Annotated in this window: 26 protein-coding genes; 22 read left to right on the plus strand and 4 right to left on the minus strand. The window is 47.6% G+C overall.

Annotated elements, in window-relative coordinates:
* Window positions 1-18: 18 nt before the first annotated feature.
* The 7 genes from NFR62_RS00415 (at window position 19) to pnuC (ending at window position 7,519) form a co-directional block, all read left to right on the plus strand.
* A complete protein-coding gene (locus NFR62_RS00415; RefSeq protein WP_251612080.1) occupies window positions 19-1,623 on the plus strand; it encodes an ABC transporter ATP-binding protein in 1,605 nt (534 codons plus the stop codon).
* Window positions 1,616-2,425 carry an ABC transporter permease gene (locus NFR62_RS00420; protein WP_251612082.1) on the plus strand — a complete coding sequence of 270 codons (810 nt, stop codon included), beginning with the start codon at window positions 1,616-1,618 and terminating at the stop codon, window positions 2,423-2,425. The genes NFR62_RS00415 and NFR62_RS00420 overlap by 8 nt, the downstream gene beginning before the upstream one ends.
* Window positions 2,422-3,249: an ABC transporter permease gene (locus NFR62_RS00425; protein WP_251612090.1), complete on the plus strand. Its 828-nt coding sequence runs from the start codon at window positions 2,422-2,424 to the stop codon at window positions 3,247-3,249. The genes NFR62_RS00420 and NFR62_RS00425 overlap by 4 nt, the downstream gene beginning before the upstream one ends.
* Window positions 3,250-3,323: 74 nt before the next feature.
* Window positions 3,324-4,532, plus strand: coding sequence for an extracellular solute-binding protein (locus NFR62_RS00430; protein ID WP_251612092.1), 1,209 nt, complete (start codon window positions 3,324-3,326; stop codon window positions 4,530-4,532).
* 34 nt (window positions 4,533-4,566) lie between these two features.
* A complete protein-coding gene (gene mnmG, locus NFR62_RS00435; protein ID WP_251612094.1) occupies window positions 4,567-6,420 on the plus strand; it encodes a tRNA uridine-5-carboxymethylaminomethyl(34) synthesis enzyme MnmG in 1,854 nt (617 codons plus the stop codon).
* A 68-nt stretch (window positions 6,421-6,488) separates the two neighbouring features.
* Window positions 6,489-6,614 carry a hypothetical protein gene (locus NFR62_RS10120; RefSeq protein WP_275556866.1) on the plus strand — a complete coding sequence of 42 codons (126 nt, stop codon included), beginning with the start codon at window positions 6,489-6,491 and terminating at the stop codon, window positions 6,612-6,614.
* Between the two features lie 155 nt (window positions 6,615-6,769).
* Window positions 6,770-7,519, plus strand: a complete 750-nt coding sequence (pnuC, locus tag NFR62_RS00440) for a nicotinamide riboside transporter PnuC (protein ID WP_251612096.1) — start codon at window positions 6,770-6,772, stop codon at window positions 7,517-7,519.
* Window positions 7,520-7,585: 66 nt separating this feature from the next.
* Here the strand turns inward: pnuC and NFR62_RS00445 are convergent, their stop codons facing one another.
* Window positions 7,586-8,599: a sodium:calcium antiporter gene (locus NFR62_RS00445; RefSeq protein WP_251612098.1), complete on the minus strand. Its 1,014-nt coding sequence runs from the start codon at window positions 8,597-8,599 to the stop codon at window positions 7,586-7,588.
* Between the two features lie 242 nt (window positions 8,600-8,841).
* On the opposite strand from NFR62_RS00445, the gene NFR62_RS00450 reads away from it, so the two are divergent.
* From NFR62_RS00450 to NFR62_RS00505, 12 genes are all read left to right on the plus strand, one after another.
* Window positions 8,842-9,699 (plus strand): DegV family protein, encoded by an 858-nt coding sequence (locus NFR62_RS00450; RefSeq protein WP_251612101.1) that lies wholly within the window; start codon window positions 8,842-8,844, stop codon window positions 9,697-9,699.
* A 33-nt stretch (window positions 9,700-9,732) separates the two neighbouring features.
* Complete coding sequence (locus tag NFR62_RS00455) at window positions 9,733-10,962, plus strand: FAD:protein FMN transferase (RefSeq protein ID WP_251612102.1); 1,230 nt, start codon at window positions 9,733-9,735, stop codon at window positions 10,960-10,962.
* Window positions 10,955-11,344 (plus strand): NusG domain II-containing protein, encoded by a 390-nt coding sequence (locus NFR62_RS00460; RefSeq protein ID WP_251612104.1) that lies wholly within the window; start codon window positions 10,955-10,957, stop codon window positions 11,342-11,344. Before NFR62_RS00455 ends, NFR62_RS00460 begins: the two co-directional genes overlap by 8 nt.
* A 96-nt stretch (window positions 11,345-11,440) precedes the next feature.
* Window positions 11,441-11,914 (plus strand): Gx transporter family protein, encoded by a 474-nt coding sequence (locus NFR62_RS00465; RefSeq protein WP_251612106.1) that lies wholly within the window; start codon window positions 11,441-11,443, stop codon window positions 11,912-11,914.
* Between the two features lie 32 nt (window positions 11,915-11,946).
* Window positions 11,947-13,146 (plus strand): aminotransferase-like domain-containing protein, encoded by a 1,200-nt coding sequence (locus NFR62_RS00470; RefSeq protein ID WP_251612108.1) that lies wholly within the window; start codon window positions 11,947-11,949, stop codon window positions 13,144-13,146.
* Window positions 13,147-13,165: 19 nt separating this feature from the next.
* Window positions 13,166-14,383, plus strand: a complete 1,218-nt coding sequence (gene tyrS / locus NFR62_RS00475) for a tyrosine--tRNA ligase (RefSeq protein WP_251612110.1) — start codon at window positions 13,166-13,168, stop codon at window positions 14,381-14,383.
* On the plus strand, window positions 14,380-14,997 hold the full coding sequence (locus NFR62_RS00480) for an IMPACT family protein (protein ID WP_251612112.1): 618 nt from the start codon (window positions 14,380-14,382) through the stop codon (window positions 14,995-14,997). Before tyrS ends, NFR62_RS00480 begins: the two co-directional genes overlap by 4 nt.
* 27 nt (window positions 14,998-15,024) lie before the next feature.
* Window positions 15,025-16,086 carry a branched-chain amino acid aminotransferase gene (locus NFR62_RS00485; RefSeq protein WP_251612115.1) on the plus strand — a complete coding sequence of 354 codons (1,062 nt, stop codon included), beginning with the start codon at window positions 15,025-15,027 and terminating at the stop codon, window positions 16,084-16,086.
* Window positions 16,087-16,099: 13 nt separating this feature from the next.
* Complete coding sequence (locus NFR62_RS00490; protein ID WP_251612117.1) at window positions 16,100-16,810, plus strand: ComF family protein; 711 nt, start codon at window positions 16,100-16,102, stop codon at window positions 16,808-16,810.
* A 31-nt stretch (window positions 16,811-16,841) separates the two neighbouring features.
* Window positions 16,842-18,104, plus strand: a complete 1,263-nt coding sequence (locus tag NFR62_RS00495; protein ID WP_251612119.1) for an O-acetylhomoserine aminocarboxypropyltransferase/cysteine synthase family protein — start codon at window positions 16,842-16,844, stop codon at window positions 18,102-18,104.
* Window positions 18,104-19,162: a PucR family transcriptional regulator gene (locus NFR62_RS00500; protein ID WP_251612121.1), complete on the plus strand. Its 1,059-nt coding sequence runs from the start codon at window positions 18,104-18,106 to the stop codon at window positions 19,160-19,162. Before NFR62_RS00495 ends, NFR62_RS00500 begins: the two co-directional genes overlap by 1 nt.
* Window positions 19,152-20,318: an NAD(P)-dependent malic enzyme gene (locus NFR62_RS00505; RefSeq protein WP_251612123.1), complete on the plus strand. Its 1,167-nt coding sequence runs from the start codon at window positions 19,152-19,154 to the stop codon at window positions 20,316-20,318. Before NFR62_RS00500 ends, NFR62_RS00505 begins: the two co-directional genes overlap by 11 nt.
* Window positions 20,319-20,415: 97 nt before the next feature.
* On the opposite strand, the gene NFR62_RS00510 is transcribed toward NFR62_RS00505, so the two are convergent.
* Complete coding sequence (locus NFR62_RS00510; protein ID WP_251612125.1) at window positions 20,416-20,652, minus strand: hypothetical protein; 237 nt, start codon at window positions 20,650-20,652, stop codon at window positions 20,416-20,418.
* A 74-nt stretch (window positions 20,653-20,726) separates the two neighbouring features.
* Here NFR62_RS00510 and NFR62_RS00515 point away from each other — a divergent pair, with 74 nt between their 5' ends.
* On the plus strand, window positions 20,727-20,984 hold the full coding sequence (locus tag NFR62_RS00515; RefSeq protein ID WP_251612127.1) for a hypothetical protein: 258 nt from the start codon (window positions 20,727-20,729) through the stop codon (window positions 20,982-20,984).
* 160 nt (window positions 20,985-21,144) lie between these two features.
* A complete protein-coding gene (locus NFR62_RS00520; protein ID WP_251612129.1) occupies window positions 21,145-22,029 on the plus strand; it encodes a S8 family serine peptidase in 885 nt (294 codons plus the stop codon).
* A gap of 116 nt (window positions 22,030-22,145) precedes the next feature.
* Here the strand turns inward: NFR62_RS00520 and NFR62_RS00525 are convergent, their stop codons facing one another.
* Window positions 22,146-23,294 carry an aminotransferase class V-fold PLP-dependent enzyme gene (locus tag NFR62_RS00525; protein WP_251612131.1) on the minus strand — a complete coding sequence of 383 codons (1,149 nt, stop codon included), beginning with the start codon at window positions 23,292-23,294 and terminating at the stop codon, window positions 22,146-22,148.
* Window positions 23,295-23,404: 110 nt separating this feature from the next.
* Here NFR62_RS00525 and NFR62_RS00530 point away from each other — a divergent pair, with 110 nt between their 5' ends.
* Window positions 23,405-23,647, plus strand: a complete 243-nt coding sequence (locus NFR62_RS00530; RefSeq protein WP_251612132.1) for a putative Se/S carrier protein — start codon at window positions 23,405-23,407, stop codon at window positions 23,645-23,647.
* Between the two features lie 67 nt (window positions 23,648-23,714).
* Here the strand turns inward: NFR62_RS00530 and NFR62_RS00535 are convergent, their stop codons facing one another.
* A complete protein-coding gene (locus NFR62_RS00535; RefSeq protein ID WP_251612134.1) occupies window positions 23,715-24,566 on the minus strand; it encodes an acyltransferase domain-containing protein in 852 nt (283 codons plus the stop codon).
* Between the last annotated feature and the right edge of the window lies 1 nt (window position 24,567).

The following is a 24,567-nucleotide window of genomic DNA, read 5'->3' on the forward strand; positions in this document are numbered from 1 at the left end:
GTCGGAGGAATAATTAAGTTGGCTGAAAAAGTTATGCTTGCGGCAGAAAAACCGTTGCGTTCGGCAAGTAACCGTAGCGAAGAAGCGTCGGCGAAAGGCGCGCTTAAATTCGATAAAATTATAGAAATACGCAACGTGACGAAGGTATTCGACGACGTCACCGTTGTGGATAATATGAATCTTTCCGTTAAACGCGGCGACTTTGTTACGTTGCTCGGACCGAGCGGTTGCGGAAAGACTACTCTTTTGCGCATGATTGCGGGATTTGCCACGCCTACGAGCGGCAATATATTTCTCGACGGCAAAGATATAACCGAATTACCGCCGCATAAGCGCCCCATAAACACCGTGTTTCAAAAGTACGCTCTTTTTCCGCATTTGAACGTGTTTAAGAATATAGCTTTCGGGCTTAAGCTAAAGCGTATTCCCGACGTGAAGCGCGACAAAAAAGGCGAGCCCGTGTTAAATCCCAAAACGGGAGCGCACATAGACGTTATGCGCAAATTCACCAAAAATGAAATTGCCGAAAAGGTGAACCGCGTTCTAAAACTCGTGGGGCTCGAGGGCTACGGTCACCGCGACACAACGTCGCTTTCAGGCGGTCAGCAACAGCGCGTTGCCATTGCCCGCGCGCTTGTGCTCGAACCCAAAGTTTTGCTTTTAGACGAACCGCTCGGCGCTCTCGACCTTAAAATGCGCAAAGAAATGCAGTTCGAACTTAAAAAGATGCACGACGAACTCGGCATAACTTTTATATACGTTACGCACGACCAAGAAGAGGCGCTCACTATGTCGGATAAAGTGGTGGTTATTTCCGACGGCGTTATTCAGCAAATGGGCACTCCCAAAAAGATTTACGACGAACCCGCCAACGCTTTTGTGGCTAACTTTATAGGCGAAAGCAATATACTTTCGGGAGAGATGCAAGAGGATTATAAGGTTCGTTTTTGCGGCGCCGATTTTAAATGCGAAGATAAAGGTTTCGGTCGAAACGAACGCGTGGACCTTGTTGTGCGCCCCGAAGATATTTTCGTATATCCCGACGGGAGCGGCAAAGGGCAGCTTAAAGGCGTGGTTACGAGCGTGGTGTTTAAGGGTACTTATTACGAAATGAACGTAGCCACAAACGAATACGAATTTACTGTTCAAAGTACCGAGAGCTTTTCGCCCGACAGCAAAGTGGAACTCGGAATAAAGCCGGACGGCATACACATAATGAAAAAGATGCGCACCGTGAACGAAATTATAACTACGGTAGACGGCGAAAACACCGTAGACTTTCACGGCGGCAGCTTCGAGTTCGAAAACTCCGAGCAGTTTGAAAAAGGCGCTCGCGTTAAGCTTAGTGTTGCGTTCGATAAAATAGAGCTTACCGACGACGAGCGCGACGGCGTTATAGGCGGCAACATAGGGCAAAGTTTGTATAAAGGCGCTTATTATCAAGTGCAGGTGTATACCGACGACGACGACGATATATACGTTGACACTCCCGACGAATGGGATATAGACGACCGCGTGGGTATTTTAATAAAGCCGCAGGATTTAATTGTGGAGAAATACGACGAACCCGAAGACGAAGAAGCTAATAAAGACGCGAGAACGGAGGAAGCGGCGAATGAGTAAGGTTCGTGTGGGTAAAGGAATTTTCGCTCTCCCGTATGCGGCGATTTGCGTTATATTCGTTGTGTTCCCGCTAATACTGCTTTTGATTTATGCGTTTCGCGGCGACGACGGCGGATTCACGTTCGCTAATTTTGCCGACGTGTTTACTAATCCCACAAATTATATGTCGCTTTTAAAAACTTTGGGCACGTCTTTGCTTGCAACCGCGCTCTGCCTTTTAATAGCGTATCCGCTCGCGTACATTCTCGCTTCGTCGCCTTTTAACAAATACGCCATTTTGGCTCTGTTGTTCGTGGTGCCCATGTGGATGAATTTTATGCTGAGAATATTCGCGTTGCAGTCTTTGCTCGGAATGCTCGGCATAGAAAAAGGGTACGGCTCGGCAATCATAGGGCTTGTTTACGACTTTTTGCCTTTTATGCTTTTGCCGATATATACGGCTCTTGTAAATCTTGACCACAGCTATGCCGAAGCTGCGGGGGATTTGGGAGCGAACGGAGTTAAAACGTTTTTAAAAACGACTTTGCCGCTTTCGGTGCCCGGCATTATGAGCGGCGTTATGATGGTGTTTATGCCTTGCTTTTCGGCGTATGCCATAACCGAAACTATGGGCGATTCGAACACGTCGGTTATAGGCGGCAAAATAGATATGTTAATAGCGTCGAATCAGTGGGGAGTAGGTTCCGCGCTCGCTTTCGTGTTGTTGGTGCTCGTTATTATTGTTATGGTTGTGGGCAATATCGCGGCGCGTTCGCGCAGCAAAACCGAAAACAGCGCCCTCACTCGCGGAGGCACGCTATGAACGTTAAGAAAAAAGTTTTCACCGTTTTGGGTTGGATTATTCTTATAGTTGCGCTTGCCGTAATTTATTTGCCGATTGCGCTCGTTATTTTGTATTCGTTTATAAACAGTAAGAACGTTGGTGAATCGGGACCTTTTAGCTTGGAACTGTATAAGCAACTGTTCGAAAACGAAAAGCTTTTGACGGCGGCGGGAAACACGCTTTTAATAGGAGTTATTTCGGCTTTTGCTGCAACAATACTCGGCACCGTAAGCGCGGTCGGTATTTTCTATTTAAAGCGCGGTAAGCAAGCGGCTAACATAGTGTCGCAACTCACCGTGTATAACGCCGAAATCGTTACCGCCGTAGGATTTTTCCTGTTGTCTATTCTGTTGCGCAACGTTGTGCAAAAAGGAATTGCGTGGCTTATAGTGTGCCATACGGTTATAACGGTGCCTTACGTTATTTTAACTGTAAGCCCCCGATTAAGCCAGCTCAATCCGAACTTGTTCGAGGCGGGCACCGATTTGGGAGCAAGTTCCGCGCGAACAATGTTCACAGTGATATTTCCCCAACTTATAAAAGGAATGGTGTCGGGTTTTGCGCTCGCGTTTACTTTGAGCCTCGACGATTTCGTTGTTACGAATATGAACAGAGGTGACGGAGTTGAAACGATTTCGACTTTCGTATACAACAGTATTAGAAGAGGCGTGCCGCCTGCTGTGCGCGCGTTGAGCACTATTATTTTCGTTGCCGTGCTCGTGGTGCTAATAGCCGTGAATATTGCGGGCAAAGCGAAAACGCGCAGGGGAAATATGCCTGCGCCCGCAAAACATAAGCGGTAAGAAAAACAATCGCGGGCTAAACTTTGTTTTGCGTGCGCGTTATATAAAAGGTTAAGTAAAGGAGAATAAACGTAATGAAAAAATTGTTGACTTTTGTTTTGGCGGCGGCTATTGCCGTTAGCGGGTTAAGCTTTATGACGGGTTGCACAAAACGCAGCGAGCAGCTCAAACTGTTCAGTCAGGGCGAGTATATGGACGAAGATTTATTCGAGGAATTCGAAAAGTGGTACAAAGCCGAAACGGGCGAGACGGTTAAAGTTTCTATGACCGATTTCAATTCCAACGAAGATATGTATACCAAAATTTCTATGGACCACGCCGACTACGACTTGATTTGTCCGTCCGATTATATGATTGAAAAGATGATTAAAGACGGTTTATGCGTGCCTGTGGAGCTCGATATATCCGCAGACGGATTGTTTAAGTCGGAATACGTTGAAATTACCGAAACGTTCGACCCCGAGCTTAAATATTCTGTGCCTTATATGTTCGGCACTTTCGGAATAATGTATAACGCTAAAAGCTTTGAAGAACCTCTCACGAGTTGGGCTGATTTGTTCGAATACAACCGCGATAAAACTTTATATCTTAAACGCTCGGTGCGCGACACCTATCATGCGGCAAGCCTTTACGTTAAGCGCGAAAGTTTGCGCGGCCTTACTGGCGCGGCTCAAAAAGAAGCGGTTCAAAACGTGTTTAACGACACTTCGTCAGAAAACGTATCTGCCGTTCAGCAGGCGCTTAAAGCTTGGAAAGGCAACGGAAAGCATTGGGATAACGAAGACGGTAAGTTCGCTATGGCGAGCAACAAAGGCGACGCGGGGCTGTTTTGGTCGTGCGACGCGGGTTACGTTATGAGCGACTATGAAAACGACGACGGCAACGTTATGCCCGGCAATAAGGATTTATGGTTCACCATTCCCGAAGAGGGAGGCAACGTATATCTCGACAGCTTCGTTATTTCGAAGTATGCGAAGAATACGAAAGCGGCAAACTACTTCTTGCGCTTTTTATGCACTAAGGAAGCGGCAATCGCAAACAGCTTGTATTGCGGAGCTATAAGCCCGGTAGCTGCGGCTTACGACGAATTGAAAAAGGAATACGAAAGCATGAATCCCCAAGACGAGGACAACGTGTTCAGCGGTACGAGCGAGGAGTGGAAAAAAATGTATATCGATATGCTTTTCCCGAATAAAGACGTGCTCAACCGTTGCGGGCAGATGCGAGATTACGGCGCCAACGAAGGAAGCGTTGTTCGCGCGATTGTGGATATAATGATGTAGGGCGTATTATTTTTAACTCAATTTAAAGGAATTTATGAATAAGGAAACTACAACGGCAGACTACCGCGCCGACGCGGTGGTGGTGGGAGCGGGTCACGCGGGAATAGAAGCGGGGCTCGCCCTTGCCCGTTTGGGCGCGAGCGTAACGGTTTTAAGCATAACTCTCGATAACATAGGTTATCTTGCTTGCAATCCAAGCATAGGCGGTTCGGCTAAGGGACATCTTGTGCGCGAAATCGACGCGCTCGGCGGCGAAATGGGGCTTGCCGCCGACGCATGTTGCGTGCAGATGCGCATGCTAAACAAAAGCAAAGGTCCCGCCGTTCACTCGCTGAGAGCTCAGGTAGATAAATACGCGTATCACCGCTACATGAAAAGCGTGCTCGAAAACACTCCGAATCTTACGTTACGGCAGGGCGAAGTTAAGCGCGTTTTGCTTAGCGGCGGCAAGGTGTGCGGAATAGAAACGGTGCTCGGGCAAAAAATAAAAGCGAAGTGCGTTGTGCTTGCTTGCGGCGTATATCTTAAAAGCGACATAATTATAGGAAAAGTAATCGAGCACAAAGGTCCCGTTTGTTTTTGCCGAGCGAACAGCCTTTCTCGTTCGCTCGAGCGCGATTGCGGCATAAAGTTGCGCCGTTTTAAAACGGGAACTCCCGCGCGCATAAATGCCGACACCGTAGATTTTTCGGCGCTCGAAGTTCAGCCGGGCGAGGATACTCCGTATTCGTTTTCGTTATCGTCGGGTAAAGTGAATAAAAAAGGGCGTGTTTGCTATTTGGGATACACGAATCCGCGCACCCACGAAATTATTCGTGAGAATTTGCATTTAAGCCCCAAATACGGCGGGTTGATTCACGGCACGGGCGCAAGATACTGCCCGAGCATAGAGGATAAAATAGTTAGGTTTGCCGACCGCGAAAGACATCAATTTTTTCTCGAGCCTGAGGGCGACGGAACTAAGGAAATGTACGTTCAGGGCATAAGCACGTCGTTGCCCGTGTCGGTTCAACTTCCCGTTTACCGTTCCATTCGCGGTTTTGAAAAAGTGGAAATAATGCGCGACGCTTATGCGATAGAGTACGACTGTATAGACCCGTCGGAGCTTTATCCTACGCTTGCGCACAAGCGCATAGAGGGGTTGTTCTTTGCAGGGCAAATAAACGGAACGAGCGGTTACGAAGAGGCGGCGGCGCAAGGACTTGTTGCGGGAATAAACGCGGCGCGTTATGCGAGCGGACAGAGCGGAATAGTGTTTTCGCGCAAACAGTCTTATATAGGGGTTATGTGCGACGACCTTGTTACCAAAGGAACCGAAGAGCCTTACAGAATGTTGTCGGCAAGAAGCGAACACCGTCTGATTTTAAGGCAAGACAATGCCGAGCTGCGTCTTGGCGATATAGGCGTCGAGACGGGGCTTTTGTTCGGCAAGAGAAAAGCGGCATATTTAAAACTGAAAAAGCAGGTTCGTGAAGCGGAGGAAGCTCTGCGGGAAATATCAATACCGGCAGAGCCTTTCGGCGGCGCAAATTCGGCAAAATTGAAACTTGCCGACGCAGTTAAGCGCGGAGCCGAATGGGAAACCGTGTTCGAGTTGTTAAAAGAAAAAAAACTGTCGAAAACGGCGGTTTTCGAAGCCGTTACCGCAGTGCGCTACGAAGGATATATAGAACGCGAGGCGAGGGCTGTGCGGGAACATATGAGACTTGAAAACATGCCTCTTCCCACCGACATAGACTATTTGACTGTGGGCGGATTGCGGACGGAAGCTTGCGAGAGACTTAACGCGATAAAACCTCTTTCGGTGGGGCAGGCTTCGCGCATAAGCGGAGTTACCAGCGCGGATGTGTCGGTGCTCATAATAAAGTTTTCTCAAAAAAAGAATTAAAGCGGTTGCGGAAGTATAGGGTTTGAATAGCTCGGGCTAAATTGCGGTATGCTAAGCTTATGGTTTGCATGAAATGTCATAAACAAATAGCACCCGAAGAGGCGTTGCATTGCCCTTCTTGCGGAAAAGATTATTGCCCCGAGTGCGCGGGTTCGATTTGCGACTGCGCTGAGGAACTGAGGTATTACAGCTAAAAGCTTGACTTTTGCATAAAGGCTTGCTATAATTTAACCGAACGGAAAAAGAAAGGCGACCACTACCGAGCGGTTGCCGATGCTGCGGCATTTTGCCTACGTCGTCAGGTCTTAGCAGACGTAGGGAAGATGCCGTTTTTTGTGAGGAAAAAGGTTTGTGTAAAAAAGTTACAAAGTTTTTAAAGAGTTTTACGGTTGCCGAGTGGTTGATTTGGGCAATAAGTTCGGTTGCCGTCGCCGTTTGCTTTATAGTGTTTAAAAATAATCAATGGCATTATCTTGTGGGTTCGTTGCTCGGAATTGCCGCTCTTGTTCTCGTGTCTAAGGGAAATCCGTTCGGACAAATTCTTATTATTGTGTTCAGCGTGTTTTACGGAGTTATATCTTATTCGTTTAAGTATTACGGCGAAATGATTACATATCTCGGCATGAGTTTGCCTATTGCGGTAGTCGCGCTTGTTTCGTGGCTCAAAAATCCGTATAAAGGAAATAAAAGCGAAGTTAAAGTAAACGTTCTGTCTAAAAAAGAATGGTGTTTGTTCGCGTTTTTGAGCGCGGGCGTTACGGTTGCTTTCTATTTTATTCTTAAAGCGCTTAAAACGCCCAATCTTGCGGTTAGCGCTTTATCGGTGCTTACGTCGTTTTCGGCGGCATATTTAACGGCTCGCAGAAGCAGGTTCTATGCGCTCGGCTACGGTTTAAACGACATTGTGCTTATAACTCTTTGGTCGCTTGCCGCCGCGCGCGATATTGTGTATTTGCCTATTGTGGTTTGTTTTGTGTCTTTCGCGGCTCTTGATGCTTACGGTTTTATAAGTTGGAGCAAAATGAGCAAAAGGCAAAATTCCGCCGCCGAAAAAGATGAGATTGAGGTTTTGCGAATAGACGCTTTGCCGAAAGAGTAGAGAAATATAAAAAATCCGAGTAAATTTACTCGGATTTTTTCAGCGTGTTGAGGCGTGTAAAGTTTTTTAAGCTATACCCGTAAGCGTGGTAGACAAAATCAAAAACAACAGATATGCCGAAGTCATAACTGTTCCGCCTGATATCGCGGCGGTTTTTCCGAGCAGTTTTTTTTCGGGCGCGGAAGTTTTAACGAGAACCACTGCGAGCGCCGCTATTGTGGCGGCGGCGCCAAGCACGAGCAACAGCATTGCCTGAAAGCCTTCGGCTCCGTTTAAAAAGTGCGGGTAAACGTCGGTATTGCCTTTTCGGAAGCTCAGCAAGTCGGCTATAAAAAGTATTAAAAAGTTGAATATGTTGCTGCCGAGAATGTTTCCAGTTGCCGCGTTGAAATTGCCGCGTTTGCACAGCGACACCGTAGACACAAGCTCGGGGAGAGAGGTGGTGAGCCCGAGCAATAAAGCGCCGGCGAACGTTTTGCCGAGTTCGAGCTTTTCGGCGATTGAGTCGGAAACATAAGTTATAACTATGCTAACCGCAACGAGCAACACGGCTGCGGCGATAAATCTTAAAAGAAGTTGTTTTTTGGATAGCGGCGATTCGGTTTTCTCTTCGGGTTCTTCGGTTTTCGGAGTGATAAAAAGCGACACGACGTAAATAACGAATATGAACGGCGACACAATGTTCACAAAACCGAGCTTCGGCGTATTTTTTACGAAAATCGCAACGGATATTAGCCCGTAAACGCACAAGCATGCGAGTATGGTAAAAACATAGTGCTTGCTTATTTTCGAGTTTGAAAAACCTCTGAACATTATAACGAGACAAATTCCGAGCGCCGCAAGATTAAACACGTTGCTGCCGAGAATGTTTCCAGTTACGAGATTGTTTTGCTTTAAAAACAACACAGCCGAAAGGCTTGTGAAAAGCTCGGGCAAACTCGTTACGGCGGCAAGCAAAACTCCGCCTATAAACGCACCCGACACGTTTGTCGTTTTGTCGAGCAGGTCAACGTATTTAGACAGCTTTATGGATAAGAACACCACCGCTGTCGCCAATAAAATAAAAGCGACGTATACCATACTTAAATTATAACCCTTTTTATTGCGGGAAGCAAACTTTTTCGCGTTAAAATTCGAAAACGCAGTTAAAATTTGTAACAAGTAGGTTTTTGCTCATTCTTTTGGGGTAAAAAACTTGATTATTGCGGCGGATTATACTATACTATATTCAAGGGCAATAGTTGTCCGCAAACTTTTTGCGTAGAGTTTTGAAAAAAACAAATGTGCGCAAGCGAATAAATATTTGATTTCAGGAGAGAATTATGAGCAAATTCTTTTGCGACACAAACGGAGAAATATGGTTTTCGCGGTTTGACGAGTTGAACGTTGAATGTATAAAAATGCCGTATACGGTAAACGGCGAAGAAAGATTTTATGATTTGGGACGCAATACCGACAACCGCGCTTTTTTTGACGAAATGCGAAAGGGTGCTAACGTTAAAACTCAGGCTCTTAACGAAAACGATTATTTGGAATATTTCGAGCCTGTGCTCGCCGGCGGCGACGACGTTTTGTATGTGCATTTTTCCCGAGCAATGTCGGGCACGTTCGATTCTATGGAAAAAGCTATAATAACTTTGTCGGAAAAATATCCCGAACGCAAAATAACCGCCGTAGACACAAAGCATATCAGTATGGGCGCGGGAATGGTTATGTATTATGCCGCGAAAAAGCATAACGACGGCGCTTCCGACGAAGAAGTGATACGATTCGTAGAGGCTTTCCGAGAAAAAGTTAAAGTGTATTTCACGGTAGACGACCTTGTTTATTTGAAGCGCGGAGGCAGGTTGAGCGCGTTCAAAGCCATGATGGGCACGATTTTCAGTATAAAGCCCATAATTTCCATGTCGGAGGACGGTCGGCTTGTGAATATTCTCAACGCGAAAGGGCGCAAAAAGGCGTTGCGTACCGTAGTGGATTATTTGGACGGCGACAAAGTGGATTTAAACTATCCGATAGCTATTATGAACGCCGACACCGACGCCGACACGGCTATTACGGTTGACATGATAAAAGAAAAATATCCCGACGCGGAAATTTGGCAACAGCTTGTCGGACCGGTCGTGGGGTGCCATTGCGGACCCGACACAATAGGAATGATATTTGTTTCGGCGCAATGATAAAATTGCCGCCGCTTTCGAAAAGGACTTAATTTGTTAAAAAAAATCAAAATTGCTATTTTTCTTATTTGCGTCGCGGCGCTCGGAGGTTGTTCGCAAGGGTACTACGACGATTTGCCCGCGTTCAAATATTACACGCAGTGTAACAAAGAAGTTTTCGGCACGGGTATAACTTTTAGAGCCGCCGTCAGAGGTGGCGACGAGAGCGGGGCGCTAAAAGAAATGCTCGCGCTTATGGAAGATATAAATTCCGAAATGAGCTTAACGCTGTCGGGTAGCGCCATAAGTAGGTTTAACGCGCTCGGTTCGGACGGCACCGACGAGTATTTGAACGAGAAAGTGGAGATTTCGGAAAGCGCATACGCTTTAATAGAAAAATCCGTTCAATATTGCAAAGATACCGAAGGCGCGTTTAATATAGCGGTGTATCCGCTTGCGGAATTGTGGAACGTGCACACTGAGGGTCTGAACAAATATTCCATGTGTTTGCCGAGCGAGGCGCCTTCTCCGCCGCAAGCCGACGAAGTGAAAAAGGTTGCGTCTCACTGCGAGCCGAGCAATTTGCATCTTGAATCAAGTAACGGAAAATATTATATTTCGAAGTCGGAGCCAAATCTTAAAATTGATTTAGGCGCCGTAGCGAAAGGATTTGCCGCCGACGAATGTATAAAAATAGCGAAATCGCACGGCGTGGAATCGGCGCTAATCAATATAAGCGGCAACATTTGCGTTCTCGGCGAATGGTACCATCCCGAAAAAAGAAAGTACGTTCGGTGGGCTGTGGGAGTAACCTCTCCGCGTCCTCGCGGCGGGTTGGGCGGCGACATGTGCGCGCTTTCCGTTCCCGCCGATAAAACGCTTGTAACGAGCGGCGACTATGTACGCTATTACGAAACTATTGTAAACGGCGAATTGATGTGCGTGCCGCACATAGTTAATTCCAATACGGGGTTGCCGCTCGGAATAGAGTTCGACGGCGACGGCTACAAGGCGCTTACGGGGCATATAGTGTCGGCAACGCTTGTGTGCGAGGATTCGTCTAAGGCGGACGCTTACGCCACTGCGGTGTGCCTTATGGAGCCGAATCGCGCGGTCGAATTTTTGAAAGCGCGCGGCATAAACGGCGTACTTGTTACGCAAGACGGAAGAATGCTTTTGGTGGGGATTACCGAAAGCGACGAATCGGGCGAGGAATATTTTATTCAAAAGGATAATTATTCCGCATACAAAAAATATTCTGTCGAGGAATTTTCCGTTGGATGAAAAGAAGATTGACGCCATACGCTCCAAAAAGTTTCCTATGGGGGTGCTCGACGTTGTTGTTCTCGCCGCCGCAATAGCTTTAACCGTATTTTTGGTTTGCACGGTTTTCGGCGAAAAGGGGAGCGGAGTGGAAATAGTCGGCGCCGATATGCGCATAGTGCTGCCGCTCGGAGAAAACGCTACGCGTCGAATATCCGATTGCCTAACTGTGGAGATTCGCGACGGTTGCGTGCGGGTGTCGGAATCGGATTGCAAGAATAAAACTTGCGTAAAAACGGGCAAAGTGAGCAGAGTCGGCGAAAGTATTGTGTGCGCTCAAAACGGAATCGTTATAACCGTTATAGGCGGCGGCGATTTGGCGGGTTCGGTAGGAAAAGGCTGAAACTCGTTAGGCGGCTGTTTGCAAGACTACTCAAATTTTTAAAGGAGGTTCGAAAGACGTACCGTGCGAACGAAAAGAATAACGCGAATAGCTTTAATGACCGCAGTAGCTTTGCTTTTGAACCTTGTGGAGTCAATGCTTCCTCCAATGCTTCCGTATGCGCCGGGCGCAAAAATAGGGCTCGGCAATCTTGTTACTCTTTTAGCGTTCGTTTTGCTCGGCTATGCCGACGCATATCTTATTTTGGCTCTCAGATGTTTGCTTGCAAGCGTTTTCGGAGGCAACGTTTCGGCTCTTATATACAGCGTTCCCGCAGGATTTATAAGCCTTACGGTGCAAATACTTTTATATCATTTTCTTTTCAGATTTGTTAGCATAATGAGCATAAGTTTTGCGGGCGCAACCGTGCACAACGCCGTGCAGGTGGCTGTGGCGAGCGCGGTGGTTAAAACCAATCTTATGGCTATGCTTCCTTTTATGCTCGCGGCGAGTATCGTGGCGGGGCTTACGGTTGGCATAACGGCGTTTTTGATTATAAAGTATCTTCCCAAAAAGGTTTACGCGCTGTAATTGCGATTAAAAAAGTACGAGGAGACGAACGAATGGAATTTTGTTTTGCCGACAGAACGGCGAATATGAACGGCACGGCTACGCGAGAGATATTCAAGTTATTGTCGCGTCCCGAAATTATATCGTTCGCAGGCGGATTGCCGGCAACCGAAGCTTTGCCCGTTAAAGAACTGAAAGAAATTTGCGGCGAGCTGCTTTCGGCTTCCGACGCATATAAGTTGTTGCAATACGGCACAACGGAAGGTTATCCGCCGCTTGCCGACGCCGTTATTCAAACCGTTAAAGAGTTCGGAGTTTGCGCCGAGCGTGAAAACGTTCTTGTGATAAGCGGCGGGCAGCAGGGCATAGACCTTATGTGCAAAAGCTTTCTAAATGCGGGCGACACGGTTTTGGTTGAAAATCCGACTTACCTTGCGGCTCTTCAAATTTTCAATTCTTACGAGGCTAAGGCTGTGGGAATTCGCGCCGACGCCTACGGGATAGACGTTGCCGACTTAGAGGCGAAAATTAAACTACATAAGCCGAAATTCGTTTATCTTGTGCCCACGTTTTCAAATCCTACGGGCAAAACGTATTCGGAGAAAAACCGCAAAGAAATAGCTTTCGTCACCGCAAAATACGGAATCCCCGTGCTCGAAGACGACCCGTATGCAAGGCTTCGCTTTTCGGGTGAAAAAGTAAACGCGCTGTATTCTTTCGCTCAAAGCGACAACGTTGTTTATTTGGCGTCGTTCAGCAAAATTCTTTCGCCGGGATTGCGCGTCGGGGGTGCGGTGGGCAACCCCGATATAATACGGAAAATGGCTATTTGCAAGCAGGGAACGGATTTGCACACAAGCTTGCTTGCTCAGGCTATAGCTGCGGAGTATTGCCGACGAGGGCTTTTAAAGCGTTCGGTAGAAGATAGTTTGCCGCTGTACGCGTCGCGTAAAAAAGCGATGATGCGCGGCATAGAAAAATATATGCCGAGCGAATTCGTTCACACAAACCCCGAAGGCGGATTGTTTGTGTGGGGAGAGTTCGACGGGTGCGATATAAACACTGCCGAGCTTTTGCATAGGGCGGTGGAGCGCAACGTTGCATATATTCAAGGAAGTGTTTTTTATGCTGACGGAAGCGGAAAAAACACTATAAGGCTGAATTTTTCAAACGCTTCCGAAGAAAAAATAGACGAAGGGATGAAAGCGCTCGGCGAATTTTTTAAAGAAGAAATATCGCGGGCAAAAAACTAAACTTTAAGGAGAAAACAAAATGAAAACCAAAAATGTGCTCGACACTCTGTACGAGCGCGGATTTATAGGGCAAACGGTGTTCGAGGACGATATGCGCAAACTGCTCGGTAGCGAAAGCGTTCCTTTTTACGTCGGGTTCGACCCTACGGCGGACAGCTTGCATATAGGGCATTATATTCCCGTTATGGCTATGGCGCACATGCAACGCGCGGGGCACAAGCCCATAGCGCTAATCGGCGGCGGCACCGCTATGATAGGCGACCCGTCGGGAAGAACCGATATGCGCAGTATGATGACAAAAGAGACAATAGCGCATAACGTGGAGTGTTTTAAAAAGCAGCTTTCGCGGTTCGTGAATTTTTCGGGCGACAACGCGGTTACTGTTGTGAACAACGCCGACTGGTTGTTAAAGTTGAATTATATAGACTTTTTGCGCGAAGTAGGGCAGTATTTTTCGGTGAATAAAATGCTTACGAGCGATTGTTTTAAGACGCGCATGGAAAAGGGTTTGAGCTTTTTGGAGTTTAACTACATGCCTATGCAAGCGTACGATTTTTTGGTGCTTTACCGCAAATACGGTTGCAGACTCGAAATAGGCGGAAATGACCAATGGAGCAATATTCTTGCGGGTGCCGACCTTATTCGCCGTTTTGAGCAAACCGACGCTTACGCCATGACGTTTAAACTTTTGCTTACGAGCGACGGCAAAAAAATGGGCAAGACCGCTAAGGGAGCTTTATGGCTTGACGCCGCAAAAACAACGCCTTACGAATTTTATCAATATTTCAGAAATGTGGAAGACGTGAAAGTTGCGGAATGTTTGAAGTTACTTACGTTTATGGAGCTTGACGAAATAGAGGAGCTGACAAAGCACTGCGACGAGCGCATAAACGAAGCGAAAAAGCGTCTCGCTTATGAGGTTACTAAACTTATTCACGGCGAAGAAGCGGCGCAACAGGCTCAAAAACAGGCTTGCGCGGCGTTCGGCGGCTCGGCAGACGAGATGCCCAACGTTACCGTTTCTGCGCCTATAAACGCGTTTGTTGCCGATATAATGGCGCTTGCGGGGGTGGCTTCGTCAAAGTCGGAGGCGCGTAGGCTTATAGACGGCGGCGGCGTAAAGATAGGCGAGGTGAAAGTGGAATCGGGTTCCGACACCCTCGACAAATACGTTTCGGGTAACGAATTCGTATTGCATAAAGGAAAGAAAGTCCACCTGCGCATAGTGCTGAAATGAGCGCTTTTCTAACGGTGGAGAACGCAGAATTCGAATACGAAATAAGTCGTTCAAAGTTTATCGCATTTTGCCGCAGAGTTAGGTCCGACGAAGAGGCTACAAACGCTATTGCGGAAATTCGCAAGAAATACCGCGACGCAACTCATGTATGCCACGCATATATCGCGCACGAGTGCGCCCGCAACAGCGACGACGGCGAACCGTCGGGAACGGCGGGTATGCCTATTATGGACGCGTTGCGCGGCGCGGGAGTAAACGAGGCGCTCGTTGCGGTAGTGCGTTATTTCGGAGGAATAAAACTCGGAACCGGCGGACTTGTGAGGGCGTATTCTTACGCCGCGAACGGGGCTCTTTCGGCGGCGGGCAGGTTAGAGGCGGCGGATTGCAAAATATATAAGGTTTCTTACGATTACAACGTTTATAAAAAAATAGAAAAAAGAGAGCTTCAATCGCTTTATAAAATCGTGAAACAGGAGTATAATAGAGCTGTCGATTTAACTTACGCCGTTTTGAACGGAGACGAGTTTTTAAAAGAAATTACTTCGCTCACTCAGGGAAAGTTTGTTGCCGAAGAACTCGGCGAGCGGCGAGTGGAACGAAAAATCGTAACTTAAAACAAAGAACTAAGTTCGGAGGGAATTATGGAACTTAAAATAATAGAACCCAAAACGAAAAAAGCGAAGCCTACGGGAAATCTCGGTTTCGGCAAAATTTTTACCGACCGTATGTTCGTTATGGAATATGCGAACGGAGCTTGGGGTAATGCTCGTATTCAGCCTTACGAGCCGTTCGTGCTCGAGCCGAGTTCTTCAGTGTTTCATTACGGACAAGCCGTGTTCGAGGGCATGAAAGCGTATAAAAACGAAAAAGGGGAAGTTCGTCTTTTTCGTCCGCGCGACAATTTTAACAGAATGAACGATTCCAACGATAGAATTTGCATTCCCCGCATAGATGTGGAATTTGCGTTGGAGGCGCTCAAAAAACTTGTTTTGTTGGAAAAGGACTGGATTCCCACCGAACCGGGCACAGCGCTTTATATCCGTCCGAGCATTATAGCGGTAGACCGCGCTTTGGGAGTTCATGCCGCGCACAACTACATATTCTTTATAATACTCAGTCCCGTAGGAGCGTATTACGCGCACGGGCTCGAACCTGTGGGGCTGTACGTTGAGCGCGAATACGTTCGCGCGTCTAAGGGCGGCACGGGGCATCATAAGGTGGTGGGCAATTACGCCGCGAGCTTAAAGGCGGGCGAAAAAGCCAATGCGCTCGGCTACGACCAAGTTATGTGGCTTGACGCCAAAGAGCATAAATACGTTGAAGAAGTCGGTTCTATGAATATCTTTTTCGTACTAAACGGGAAAGCGGTTACTCCCGAACTCGGCGGAAGCATATTGCCGGGCGTCACTCGCCGCAGCGTTATCGAATTGTTTAAGAGCAAAGGCATAACTGTGGAAGAGCGGCTTGTTTCAATAAACGAGGTTGTAGACGGCGTTATAAGCGGCAAATGCACCGAAATTTTCGGAAGCGGCACTGCGGCGGTGATTTCGCCGGTTGGGAAAATTTGCTACAACGACACCGATTACGTTGTGGGCGGCGGAAAAATGGGCGAACTTTCCATGCTTGCCTATAACGAACTTACAGGTATTCAAACGGGAAAAATTCCCGACCCGTTCGGTTGGGTAATGAAAATTTCGGACTGACGCGGCGGAAATTATGATAAAACCCGTTCGAATCTTCCGCGAATTTTTGTATCCGAGCGGAATAAAGTGCATAGTGTGCGACGCGGAACTTAGCAAAGACACGCGATACGGCGTGTGTCCGAATTGTAAGTTGCCGTATAACGAAAACTATTGCACCGTTTGCGGCAGAGCGGTGCCCGTTCAAAACATTGTGTGCGACACATGCAAAAACGTTGTGTCGCCGTTTGAGAGCGCGCGTTCGAGTTTTATATACGGCGACGCTTCGGCGACTCTCGTTCACAAGCTCAAATACAGAAATGCGAGATACCTTGCGTCGGTTATGTCCGAATTTATGGCGGACACATACTTTTCAACCGAGTGGAGTATTGACGAGGTCACTTGCGTACCTATTCACCGCAACCGTTTCAGGCAGCGCGGATACAATCAATCCGAGCTTTTGGCGCGCGAAGTTGCGGCGAGAATAAAAAAGAATTTTGCGATTACGCTCGAAAAAACTGTAAAAACCAAAAACATGGTAAAACTTAACAGAAACGAGCGAATGGAATTGATACGCGGAAGCTTTGCGGCTAAAAGCGGCGCCGAAATTCGCGGCAAAAAGTTGCTGTTGGTAGACGACGTACTGACAACGGGAGCTACGGCGGGCGAGTGCGCTCGAGTGCTTTGCGCAAACGGCGCGGAAAGCGTGTGCGTGCTTACGTTTGCGTCGGTTGCGGCAAAGTATTAAACGTTTTAACATAGACAACAAGGAGAAGCTAATGGAACTTGAAACGAAATGCGTGCAAAGCGGTTATACTCCGAAAAGCGGAGAACCCCGAGTGTTGCCTGTGGCTATGTCCACAACTTTTAAATACGATTCCACAAACGACGTGGGCGATTTGTTCGATTTGAAAAAGAACGGATTTTTTTACACAAGGCTATCAAACCCCACAGTTGCGGCGGTGGAAGATAAAATTAACGCTATGGACGGCGGCGTGGGCGCAATGATGACGAGTTCGGGGCAGGCGGCGTCTTTAATTGCGGTTACAAACCTTGCAAACGCCGGCGACCATATTGTGGCGGCTAACGAAATTTACGGCGGCACAACTAATTTGTTCGCGGTTACGTTGAAAAAATTCGGTATAGAAACAACGTTCGTAAACATAAACAATCTTTCCGAAGTGGAAGCGGCGATACGCTCTAACACAAAAGCCGTGTTTGCCGAAACTATTGCCAATCCTGCGGTTACGGTAACGGATATAGAGGGGGTGGCGAAAGTTGCTCACGCGCATAAAATTCCGCTCATAATAGACAACACGTTTGCAACTCCCGTTATATGCCGCCCGTTTTTGTTCGGTGCGGATATAGTTGTTTATTCAACGTCGAAATATCTCGACGGGCACGCCGTTGCTCTCGGCGGAATGATTGTTGACGGCGGAAAATTCGACTATGCTGCGAGCGGAAAATTTCCCGGTCTTACCGAGCCCGACGAAAGTTATCACGGTTTGAGTTATACTCAAACTTTCGGCAATGCCGCGTTTATAACGAAAGCGCGGGTTCAACTCATGCGCGATTTGGGAATGAGCCCTAGCCCTATGAATGCGTTTTTGCTCAATTTGGGCACCGAAACTTTGCATTTGCGAATGAAAGCTCATTGCGAAAACGCAGTTGCCGTAGCAAAATTGCTTAAAGCGCATAAGGCTGTTAAATCGGTTAAATATCCTGCGCTTCAATCGGACGGAAGTTACGCTCTTTGTAACAAGTATTGCGGCGGAATGGGTAGCGGCGTTATAACGTTCGACGTTGGCACGCGCGAAAACGCCGTGCGCTTTATGGATAGTCTTTCGCTTGCGGCAATAGTCGTGCATGTTGCCGACGCGCGCACTTCGGTGCTTCATCCCGCGTCGAGCACTCACCGTCAGCTTACCGACGCTCAACTTGCGGCTGCGGGAATAACTCCCGGAACTATCAGGCTTTCGGTGGGAATAGAGGCGGCAAGCGATATTATGCGAGACATACAAAGCGGTTTGGACGTGCTATAATGGACGGACTTATAAAACTTTTGAAATCCGTTAAAAAGGCTACCGGAATAGATTCGGTTGCTTATTCGCAAGACGGCACTGTGCTATTTCGTTCCGCCGATATGCCTTCAACCGATTTTTCGTTTTCGCGTAACGAAAAGGAAATTACGCAAGACGGTCGCGTTACGGTGTTGCCGCTTAAATGCGGCGCAACTGTGGTGTTGTCGGGAGCTGACGAGGTTTACAAAAACTATGCGGTTTTGATAAGAGCCGCGTCGGAAGGGAGTTTGGCGGAGCCGAAAAAAGAGCTTGCGCTTTCCGAAAAGTTGAAATTGTACCTCACTGGCGAGCTCGACGCCGAGCAGACCCGCGCTCTCACGGAAAAATATTCGGGAACGTTCGACAGTTACGTTCTGACTCTTGTAACCGATTCGGTGCAAAAGCTCGGAGAGTTGAAAAACTTTTTGGAGACGATGCGCGAACGGGGCGACTTGATTATTCCGTTCGACGAAAAATCGGTTGCGTATATAAAAAAATGCGGCGAAGACGACGAATATCAATCGGCTAACGATTTCGCGTTCACGCTTTACGACAATATTAAAGAGGAATTGCGAGTAAATTTTGTTATTAACGTAGGCGGCACGGTTCACTCGTTTTCCGACCTTGCGGGTTATTTTAAACGTTGCGCTCTCGCTTACGAATTCGGGCAAATGCTGACGCCCAACGAAAAAGTTTATTCTTACAAAGAATTTATAATGATAAAAATGTTGAGCGACATTCCGCTCGAATCGCTTTCCAAATATCTCGACACTCTTTTAGACCGCGACAGTTCCGAAATTTTGGACGACCCCGAGCTTATGAACACAGCCGAAGAGTTTCTTAAAAACTCGCTCAACATATCCGAAACGAGCAGAAGCATGTATATGCATCGCAATACGCTCATTTACCGACTCGATAAGATTGAAAAGGCGACGGGGCTCAATTTGCGTCATTTTAACGACGCCGTAGCGTTCCGTCTGCTTACCGTCTTAAATAAACTTGTGAAAAACAAATCAAATGGAGAAAAGTATGGACTATAAAGAGAAAGCTTTGTTATTGCACGAACAATGGGCGGGCAAGTTGGAAATTGCCACGCGCGCGCCGCTCGACACCGCCGACGACCTCGCTTTGGCTTACACGCCGGGAGTAGCCGAGCCGTGTAAGAAAATTGCCGAAGACCCTTCGCTCAGCTACAAGTATACCCGAAGAGGGAATATGGTGGCTGTTATAAGCGACGGCAGCGCGGTGCTCGGGCTCGGAAACATAGGCGCGCTCGGCGCTATGCCCGTAATGGAAGGCAAGTGCGCGCTGTTTAAAAAGTTCGGCGGCGTAGACGCATTTCCGATAGTGCTCGACACGCAAACCGAAGAGGGGATTATAAACGCCGTTTCGGCGCTCGCTCCGTCTTTCGGGGGAATAAACCTCGAAGATATTTCGGCGCCGCGTTGCTTTAATATAGAGCGTGTTTTAAAAGAAAAGCTCGATATTCCCGTTTTCCACGACGACCAACACGGAACCGCAATCGTTGTGCTTGCGGCGTTCATAAACGCTTTAAGGCTCACGGGAAAAAAGGCGGAAGATTGCACGGTTACAATTTCGGGTCCCGGCGCCGCAGGGAACGCAATAGCGAAGCTGCTCGTTAATTCGGGGGTGGGCAACGTTATTATGTGCGACAGAAAAGGCGCGCTTTATCGCGGGCGCGACAATATGGACTGGGCTAAAACCGAACTTGCCGAAATTACCAACAAAACTGGCGTTAAAGGCGGACTGCGCGAAGCCGTTCGCGGCGCCGACATGTTTGTGGGCGTTTCGGGTCCCGGTCTTGTGGACGCCGACATGATTAAAAGCATGAACTCGCGTGCGGTTGTGCTTGCGCTCGCTAATCCCGTGCCCGAAATTCTTCCCGCCGAAGCTCTTGCGGCAGGGGCGTTTATAGCGGGGTCGGGCAGAAGCGATTTTCCCAACCAGGTGAACAACGTTTTGGCTTTTCCGGGCGTGTTCAGAGGAGCGCTCGATTGCAGGGCGCGCACAATAAGCGAGGGAATGAAAATTGCCGCCGCTTACGCGCTTGCCGACTATGTTAAAGACGAATTGCGCCCCGACTACGTTATTCCGTCGGCGCTCAGTCCTGTTGCCCAATTTGTGGCGAAAGCCGTTAAAGAACAGGCGATAAAAGAAAAACTCAACCGCTGTTAATTTTTAAACGCGGTTTGTAAGTTCAGGTAAATTTATATTAAACGGCGACGTTTAGCGTCGCCTTTTTTTATATGCGTTCGGCTGAAACTGCAAAAATTCAAAGAAAATATCTGCTCAGTTTTCCCAAAATCTCGAACGAGCAAACCGCCGCAACCGCTTTTAACCCCGACGGCTTTTGAGAATTATTTCGGTTCGCCATAGCCATATTCATTACGGTTGTTATGTCGGGTTTTTCGCCTTGTGCGAATTTAAGCAACGTGTTCATTTTGTCGTTGCCTGCGCCGACGGAACCGTTTTTGTTCATTAAAAGCGGTAAAATCGAACTTATATCCATGAAAAATCCTCCCGCAAGCGTTCACTAAAGTGAGTATACCCGCATATTTATAATAGTAGCGAAGGAGTGGAAATATGAAACAATTACGCGGTTACGACGGTAAAAACGGCAACGAGCAAGCGAATATGCTTTACGGAGAAGCTATGCGCAAGTACGGCAATTTGAGCGAAGACGCGCTTGTGAGCAGACTTGTGGATATGGTTCACGAGCAAAAACGCAACGGCTCTTTCGACGAAGTTCAGCTTCTCAGTTTTGTAAACACAATAACCCCTCACCTAAGCGCCGAGCAACGCAGAAGATTGGAGGGCGTTCTCGGAATGTTAGAGGAATAGAGCCACGCTTGCCGTTTTATCGGCGCAGAGCGTTTCGGGCGCGCGTGACGGCGCGAGAAAGCTTGGCGGAAAAATAGTTGCGGAGTATCCGTTTATAACGTCGGTTGGCGTCGATTTGCCTAACTGTGCGTGTAACAGTACGTCCGAATATTGCATAACTGTGGCAGGGCGAACCTCTATAGCCGACGCAAGCGGCGGCTTTTTTTCGCAACCGCCGAATTTGTCGCGTTTGCATCGCGAGGGAATAACTGGCAAAGGCGTGGGAATTGCCGTGATAGACACGGGAATTTTTCCGCATATAGATTTTTGCGTTCCGCGAATGCGTATTGCCGCGTTTGCGGATTTTGTGAACGGAAAAACGGCGCCTTACGACGATAACGGGCACGGCACGGCTGTGGCGGGGATAGCGTGCGGCAGCGGAATGTTTTCTTCGGCTGTGGGAGCCGCGCCTATGGCGAATATAGTGGCGTTAAAAGCTGTGGACGCAAGCGGCAGCGGCAATGTTTTGGGCATTCTTTCGGCTATGCAATGGCTGTATTCAAACTATAAGGCTCTCGGCGTAAGGGTGGTGAATATTTCGCTTGGGAGCGAACCGCTCGGCGCGCGCGACCCGCTTGTGCTCGGAACGCGCGCATTGACGGCTGCGGGGCTTGTTGTGGTGGCGAGCGCGGGCAATTCGGGACCGGGCGGCGGAACTTTAAAATCGCCGGGAGTGGCAGAGCAAGCTATAACCGTCGGCGGGGCGGAAAAAGGGGAAAGAGGCTGGTATGCTGCCGAATTTTCTTCGCGCGGTTCCAAAATGCAGAATAAGCCCGACCTTATAGCGCCGGCTGTGGAAATAACTACGTCTTCGGCAAAGGGCGGTTTTATGCTAATGAGCGGAACGAGTGCGGCGGCCCCTCTTGTGTCGGGATTTTGCGCTTTGCTCATTCAGCGTTATCCTAAACATACTCCCGCAAGAATTAAAGAATACGTTTTGTCGTTAGTAAAAGAACTCGACTGCCCGCACGAAGTTTGCGGTAACGGTATTTTTTATCCGTTTTAATAAGATTTTTAAGGTGTTTATGATATTATGCCACGCATAATACTTGTTAAAATCGACCTTATTTTGCAATAAAGTCGATTTTTTGCAGTTGCATTTTCTGTTTTGAACGTGTTTGTTTATATGTTGCCTTTATATTCGGTTTCGGCGATTTCTTTTACCGCTTTTAAGAAAAATTCAGCTTCGCCGAAAGTGTTGTCGCCCGAAATAGACGCTCGTATTATTCCCGTTTCAACTGTGCCGAGATGTCGGTGCATGAGCGGGGCGCAGTGAAGTCCGCCGCGAACCGCTATATCGTATTGAGAACTTAGTATGTTGCTTGCGTCCATAGAACCTATGCCGCGAATATTAAAACTTATCATACCGTTAAAAACGTTTTGAGGAGTATATATTTTAACGCCGCGAATTGTTTGCAGAGTTTCGAGTATGTATGCGCTCAGTTCGTGAATCTTTTCGCGGGATTGCGCTCGCGTTTTTTCGTTGTGCGTAATTGCGGCGTTTAAAGCGGCTATTGCGGGAGTGGGAAGCGTTCCCGATTCGAGCGATTCGGGCAATTCCGACGGTTGCAACACGTTTTCCGACTGTGTTCCCGTTCCGCCGTAAATAATCGGTTTAGGAGCGTCGGCTCCGAGCGCAAGTATTCCGATGCCTTGTATTGCGTGCAAGCCTTTGTGAGGAGCCACCGCGAGGTAGTCTATATTTTGCTCGGATATATTTATTTCGCCGTAGCCTACGCTTTGAGCGCCGTCAACCAAAAACTTTATTCCGCGTTTTCGACACAGCTTGCCTATTTCGTCGATTGAATTTGTTGCGCCCGTCACGTTGCTGACATGGTTCACAGCCACCATATAGGTGCGCGGTGTGAGAGCGCGCTCTATTGCGTTTGCCGTTATAACTCCGTGTTCGTTCGGTTCCGCCAAACTCACGGTAATTTTTCCCGCGCGTTGCAGTTCGAATAATGGGCGAAGCACGCTGTTGTGTTCGGTTACCGTAGTAACAACGTTGCCGCCGTCTTGCACTGTGCCGAGAATCGCGGTGTTTAAAGCTTGCGTGCAATTAAGAGAAAAAACTATGCGCTCAGGTTCGGATAAACCGAGCAGTTTTGCCGCCTTTTTCCGCGTGGAATATACGAGCATTCCCGCTTTAAGCGACAAACTGTGCCCGCTTCTACCCGGATTCGCGCTCATAAATTTCATTGCGCTTACCGCCGCGTTTATTACGCTTTCGGGCTTAACGCCGCTTGTGGCAGAATTGTCGAAATAAATCATGTGTCACCGTCCGCACTTTTTGTTCGTAGAACAATATAATGTTAGTATAGTATACTTAGCGGATGGCTGCTTTATAACTTAAATATCGGTACAAAAGGAGATTTTTCGACATGGTGTTGTTTGCTTTTCGCAGTCGTACTCAATCGATGAAACTTTACGACTTGTTGCGTACGAGCGGGGTGGAGTGCGAAATTATAAATACGCCCCGCGAGGTGTCTGCGTCTTGCGGACTGAGCGTTCGTGTTCCCGACGACGAAGCCGAGCGCGCTTTGGGCGTATATAATTATTATCACCCCGACACGCTTTTGGGCGTATATTACGGCGATGAGCGCGGTTACAGAAGATACAATTAAAAGCGCCGTTATGTAGCGGGCTACTTTGAAACAAAATTAAACGGCGACGCGTTTGTTACGTCGCCGTTTAGTTATTTTCGCGGTTGGGTATTGTTCCGACGCCAAAACCGAGTTTATTACCGTCGAGCAAATATTTTTTCGTCGATTTTTGAAGAGAAGTATATTCCGCAAGTTTTTGAATTTCGTTTATTCTTGTTGCAGCGTTCTTGCCGCAAATATTTAATATGCATGATTTGTCGGCTCCGAAAATTCTTTCTAACGCTTGCGACTCGTCGTTAACCGAGTAATGAATATTAAATAAACTCATGAATTTTACTATATTAGACTGCTTATCCATAAAAGCAATGTTATTTTCGTATAGCAGCCAACTTTCGCAAAAATAATAATCGTATTTGTAATCGGGGAAATATCTTTTAAAAAAAGTGCTTGCCGATTTAATGGATTGCACACAGTCTTTTTGCGTTAATTTTTCTCCCTGAGGAATGTGTATGAAAACGAGCTTTTCTCCGTCCGAAAAAGGTAAACGCAAATTATCTGATTGAGGATTGTCGTATGTGAAAAATTGATATTGCAGCCGACCTATTTTAAATAATTTGAACGCGATATGGTTTTTTATCCACTCTATATTATTGAGCCCGACATTATTGCAATTTTCGCACCAAATCCGTATATCGTCTATAGTCGCCGCAAAAATTTCTTCGCTTATGCCTTTATTTTCGTAATTTAACAGCGTTTCTTCGGCGCCTTTCAAAGCGGCGGCTAATTTAATAAGCTTGCTGTGTTTTGCGCTTATCGTTTTGTCTTTTGCCAACATTTTACCCAAGCGCGTTGCCGTGTTCAGGCTTTTTGAATCCAAGCTTTCAAGCTTGTTTAAAAGACGTTCGTCAAGCGTCAGATATTTTAATACTTCGAAACGCATA

It is taken from the genome of Pumilibacter muris (assembly GCF_943193045.1).
Lineage (GTDB): Bacteria > Bacillota > Clostridia > Christensenellales > Pumilibacteraceae > Pumilibacter > Pumilibacter muris.

What these genes read in the sequence shown, in the direction of transcription:
- NFR62_RS00420 (WP_251612082.1), top strand. Translation starts at nt 1,616, where the DNA reads ATGAGTAAGGTTCGTGTGGGTAAAGGAATTTTCGCTCTCCCGTATGCG.
- NFR62_RS00425 (WP_251612090.1), top strand. Translation starts at nt 2,422, where the DNA reads ATGAACGTTAAGAAAAAAGTTTTCACCGTTTTGGGTTGGATTATTCTT.
- NFR62_RS00430 (WP_251612092.1), top strand. Translation starts at nt 3,324, where the DNA reads ATGAAAAAATTGTTGACTTTTGTTTTGGCGGCGGCTATTGCCGTTAGC.
- mnmG (WP_251612094.1), top strand. Translation starts at nt 4,567, where the DNA reads ATGAATAAGGAAACTACAACGGCAGACTACCGCGCCGACGCGGTGGTG.
- NFR62_RS10120 (WP_275556866.1), top strand. Translation starts at nt 6,489, where the DNA reads ATGAAATGTCATAAACAAATAGCACCCGAAGAGGCGTTGCATTGCCCT.
- NFR62_RS00445 (WP_251612098.1), bottom strand. Translation starts at nt 8,599, where the DNA reads ATGGTATACGTCGCTTTTATTTTATTGGCGACAGCGGTGGTGTTCTTA.
- NFR62_RS00450 (WP_251612101.1), top strand. Translation starts at nt 8,842, where the DNA reads ATGAGCAAATTCTTTTGCGACACAAACGGAGAAATATGGTTTTCGCGG.
- NFR62_RS00465 (WP_251612106.1), top strand. Translation starts at nt 11,441, where the DNA reads ATGACCGCAGTAGCTTTGCTTTTGAACCTTGTGGAGTCAATGCTTCCT.
- NFR62_RS00470 (WP_251612108.1), top strand. Translation starts at nt 11,947, where the DNA reads ATGGAATTTTGTTTTGCCGACAGAACGGCGAATATGAACGGCACGGCT.
- tyrS (WP_251612110.1), top strand. Translation starts at nt 13,166, where the DNA reads ATGAAAACCAAAAATGTGCTCGACACTCTGTACGAGCGCGGATTTATA.
- NFR62_RS00480 (WP_251612112.1), top strand. Translation starts at nt 14,380, where the DNA reads ATGAGCGCTTTTCTAACGGTGGAGAACGCAGAATTCGAATACGAAATA.
- NFR62_RS00485 (WP_251612115.1), top strand. Translation starts at nt 15,025, where the DNA reads ATGGAACTTAAAATAATAGAACCCAAAACGAAAAAAGCGAAGCCTACG.
- NFR62_RS00490 (WP_251612117.1), top strand. Translation starts at nt 16,100, where the DNA reads ATGATAAAACCCGTTCGAATCTTCCGCGAATTTTTGTATCCGAGCGGA.
- NFR62_RS00495 (WP_251612119.1), top strand. Translation starts at nt 16,842, where the DNA reads ATGGAACTTGAAACGAAATGCGTGCAAAGCGGTTATACTCCGAAAAGC.
- NFR62_RS00500 (WP_251612121.1), top strand. Translation starts at nt 18,104, where the DNA reads ATGGACGGACTTATAAAACTTTTGAAATCCGTTAAAAAGGCTACCGGA.
- NFR62_RS00505 (WP_251612123.1), top strand. Translation starts at nt 19,152, where the DNA reads ATGGACTATAAAGAGAAAGCTTTGTTATTGCACGAACAATGGGCGGGC.
- NFR62_RS00510 (WP_251612125.1), bottom strand. Translation starts at nt 20,652, where the DNA reads ATGGATATAAGTTCGATTTTACCGCTTTTAATGAACAAAAACGGTTCC.
- NFR62_RS00515 (WP_251612127.1), top strand. Translation starts at nt 20,727, where the DNA reads ATGAAACAATTACGCGGTTACGACGGTAAAAACGGCAACGAGCAAGCG.
- NFR62_RS00525 (WP_251612131.1), bottom strand. Translation starts at nt 23,294, where the DNA reads ATGATTTATTTCGACAATTCTGCCACAAGCGGCGTTAAGCCCGAAAGC.
- NFR62_RS00530 (WP_251612132.1), top strand. Translation starts at nt 23,405, where the DNA reads ATGGTGTTGTTTGCTTTTCGCAGTCGTACTCAATCGATGAAACTTTAC.
- NFR62_RS00535 (WP_251612134.1), bottom strand. Translation starts at nt 24,566, where the DNA reads ATGCGTTTCGAAGTATTAAAATATCTGACGCTTGACGAACGTCTTTTA.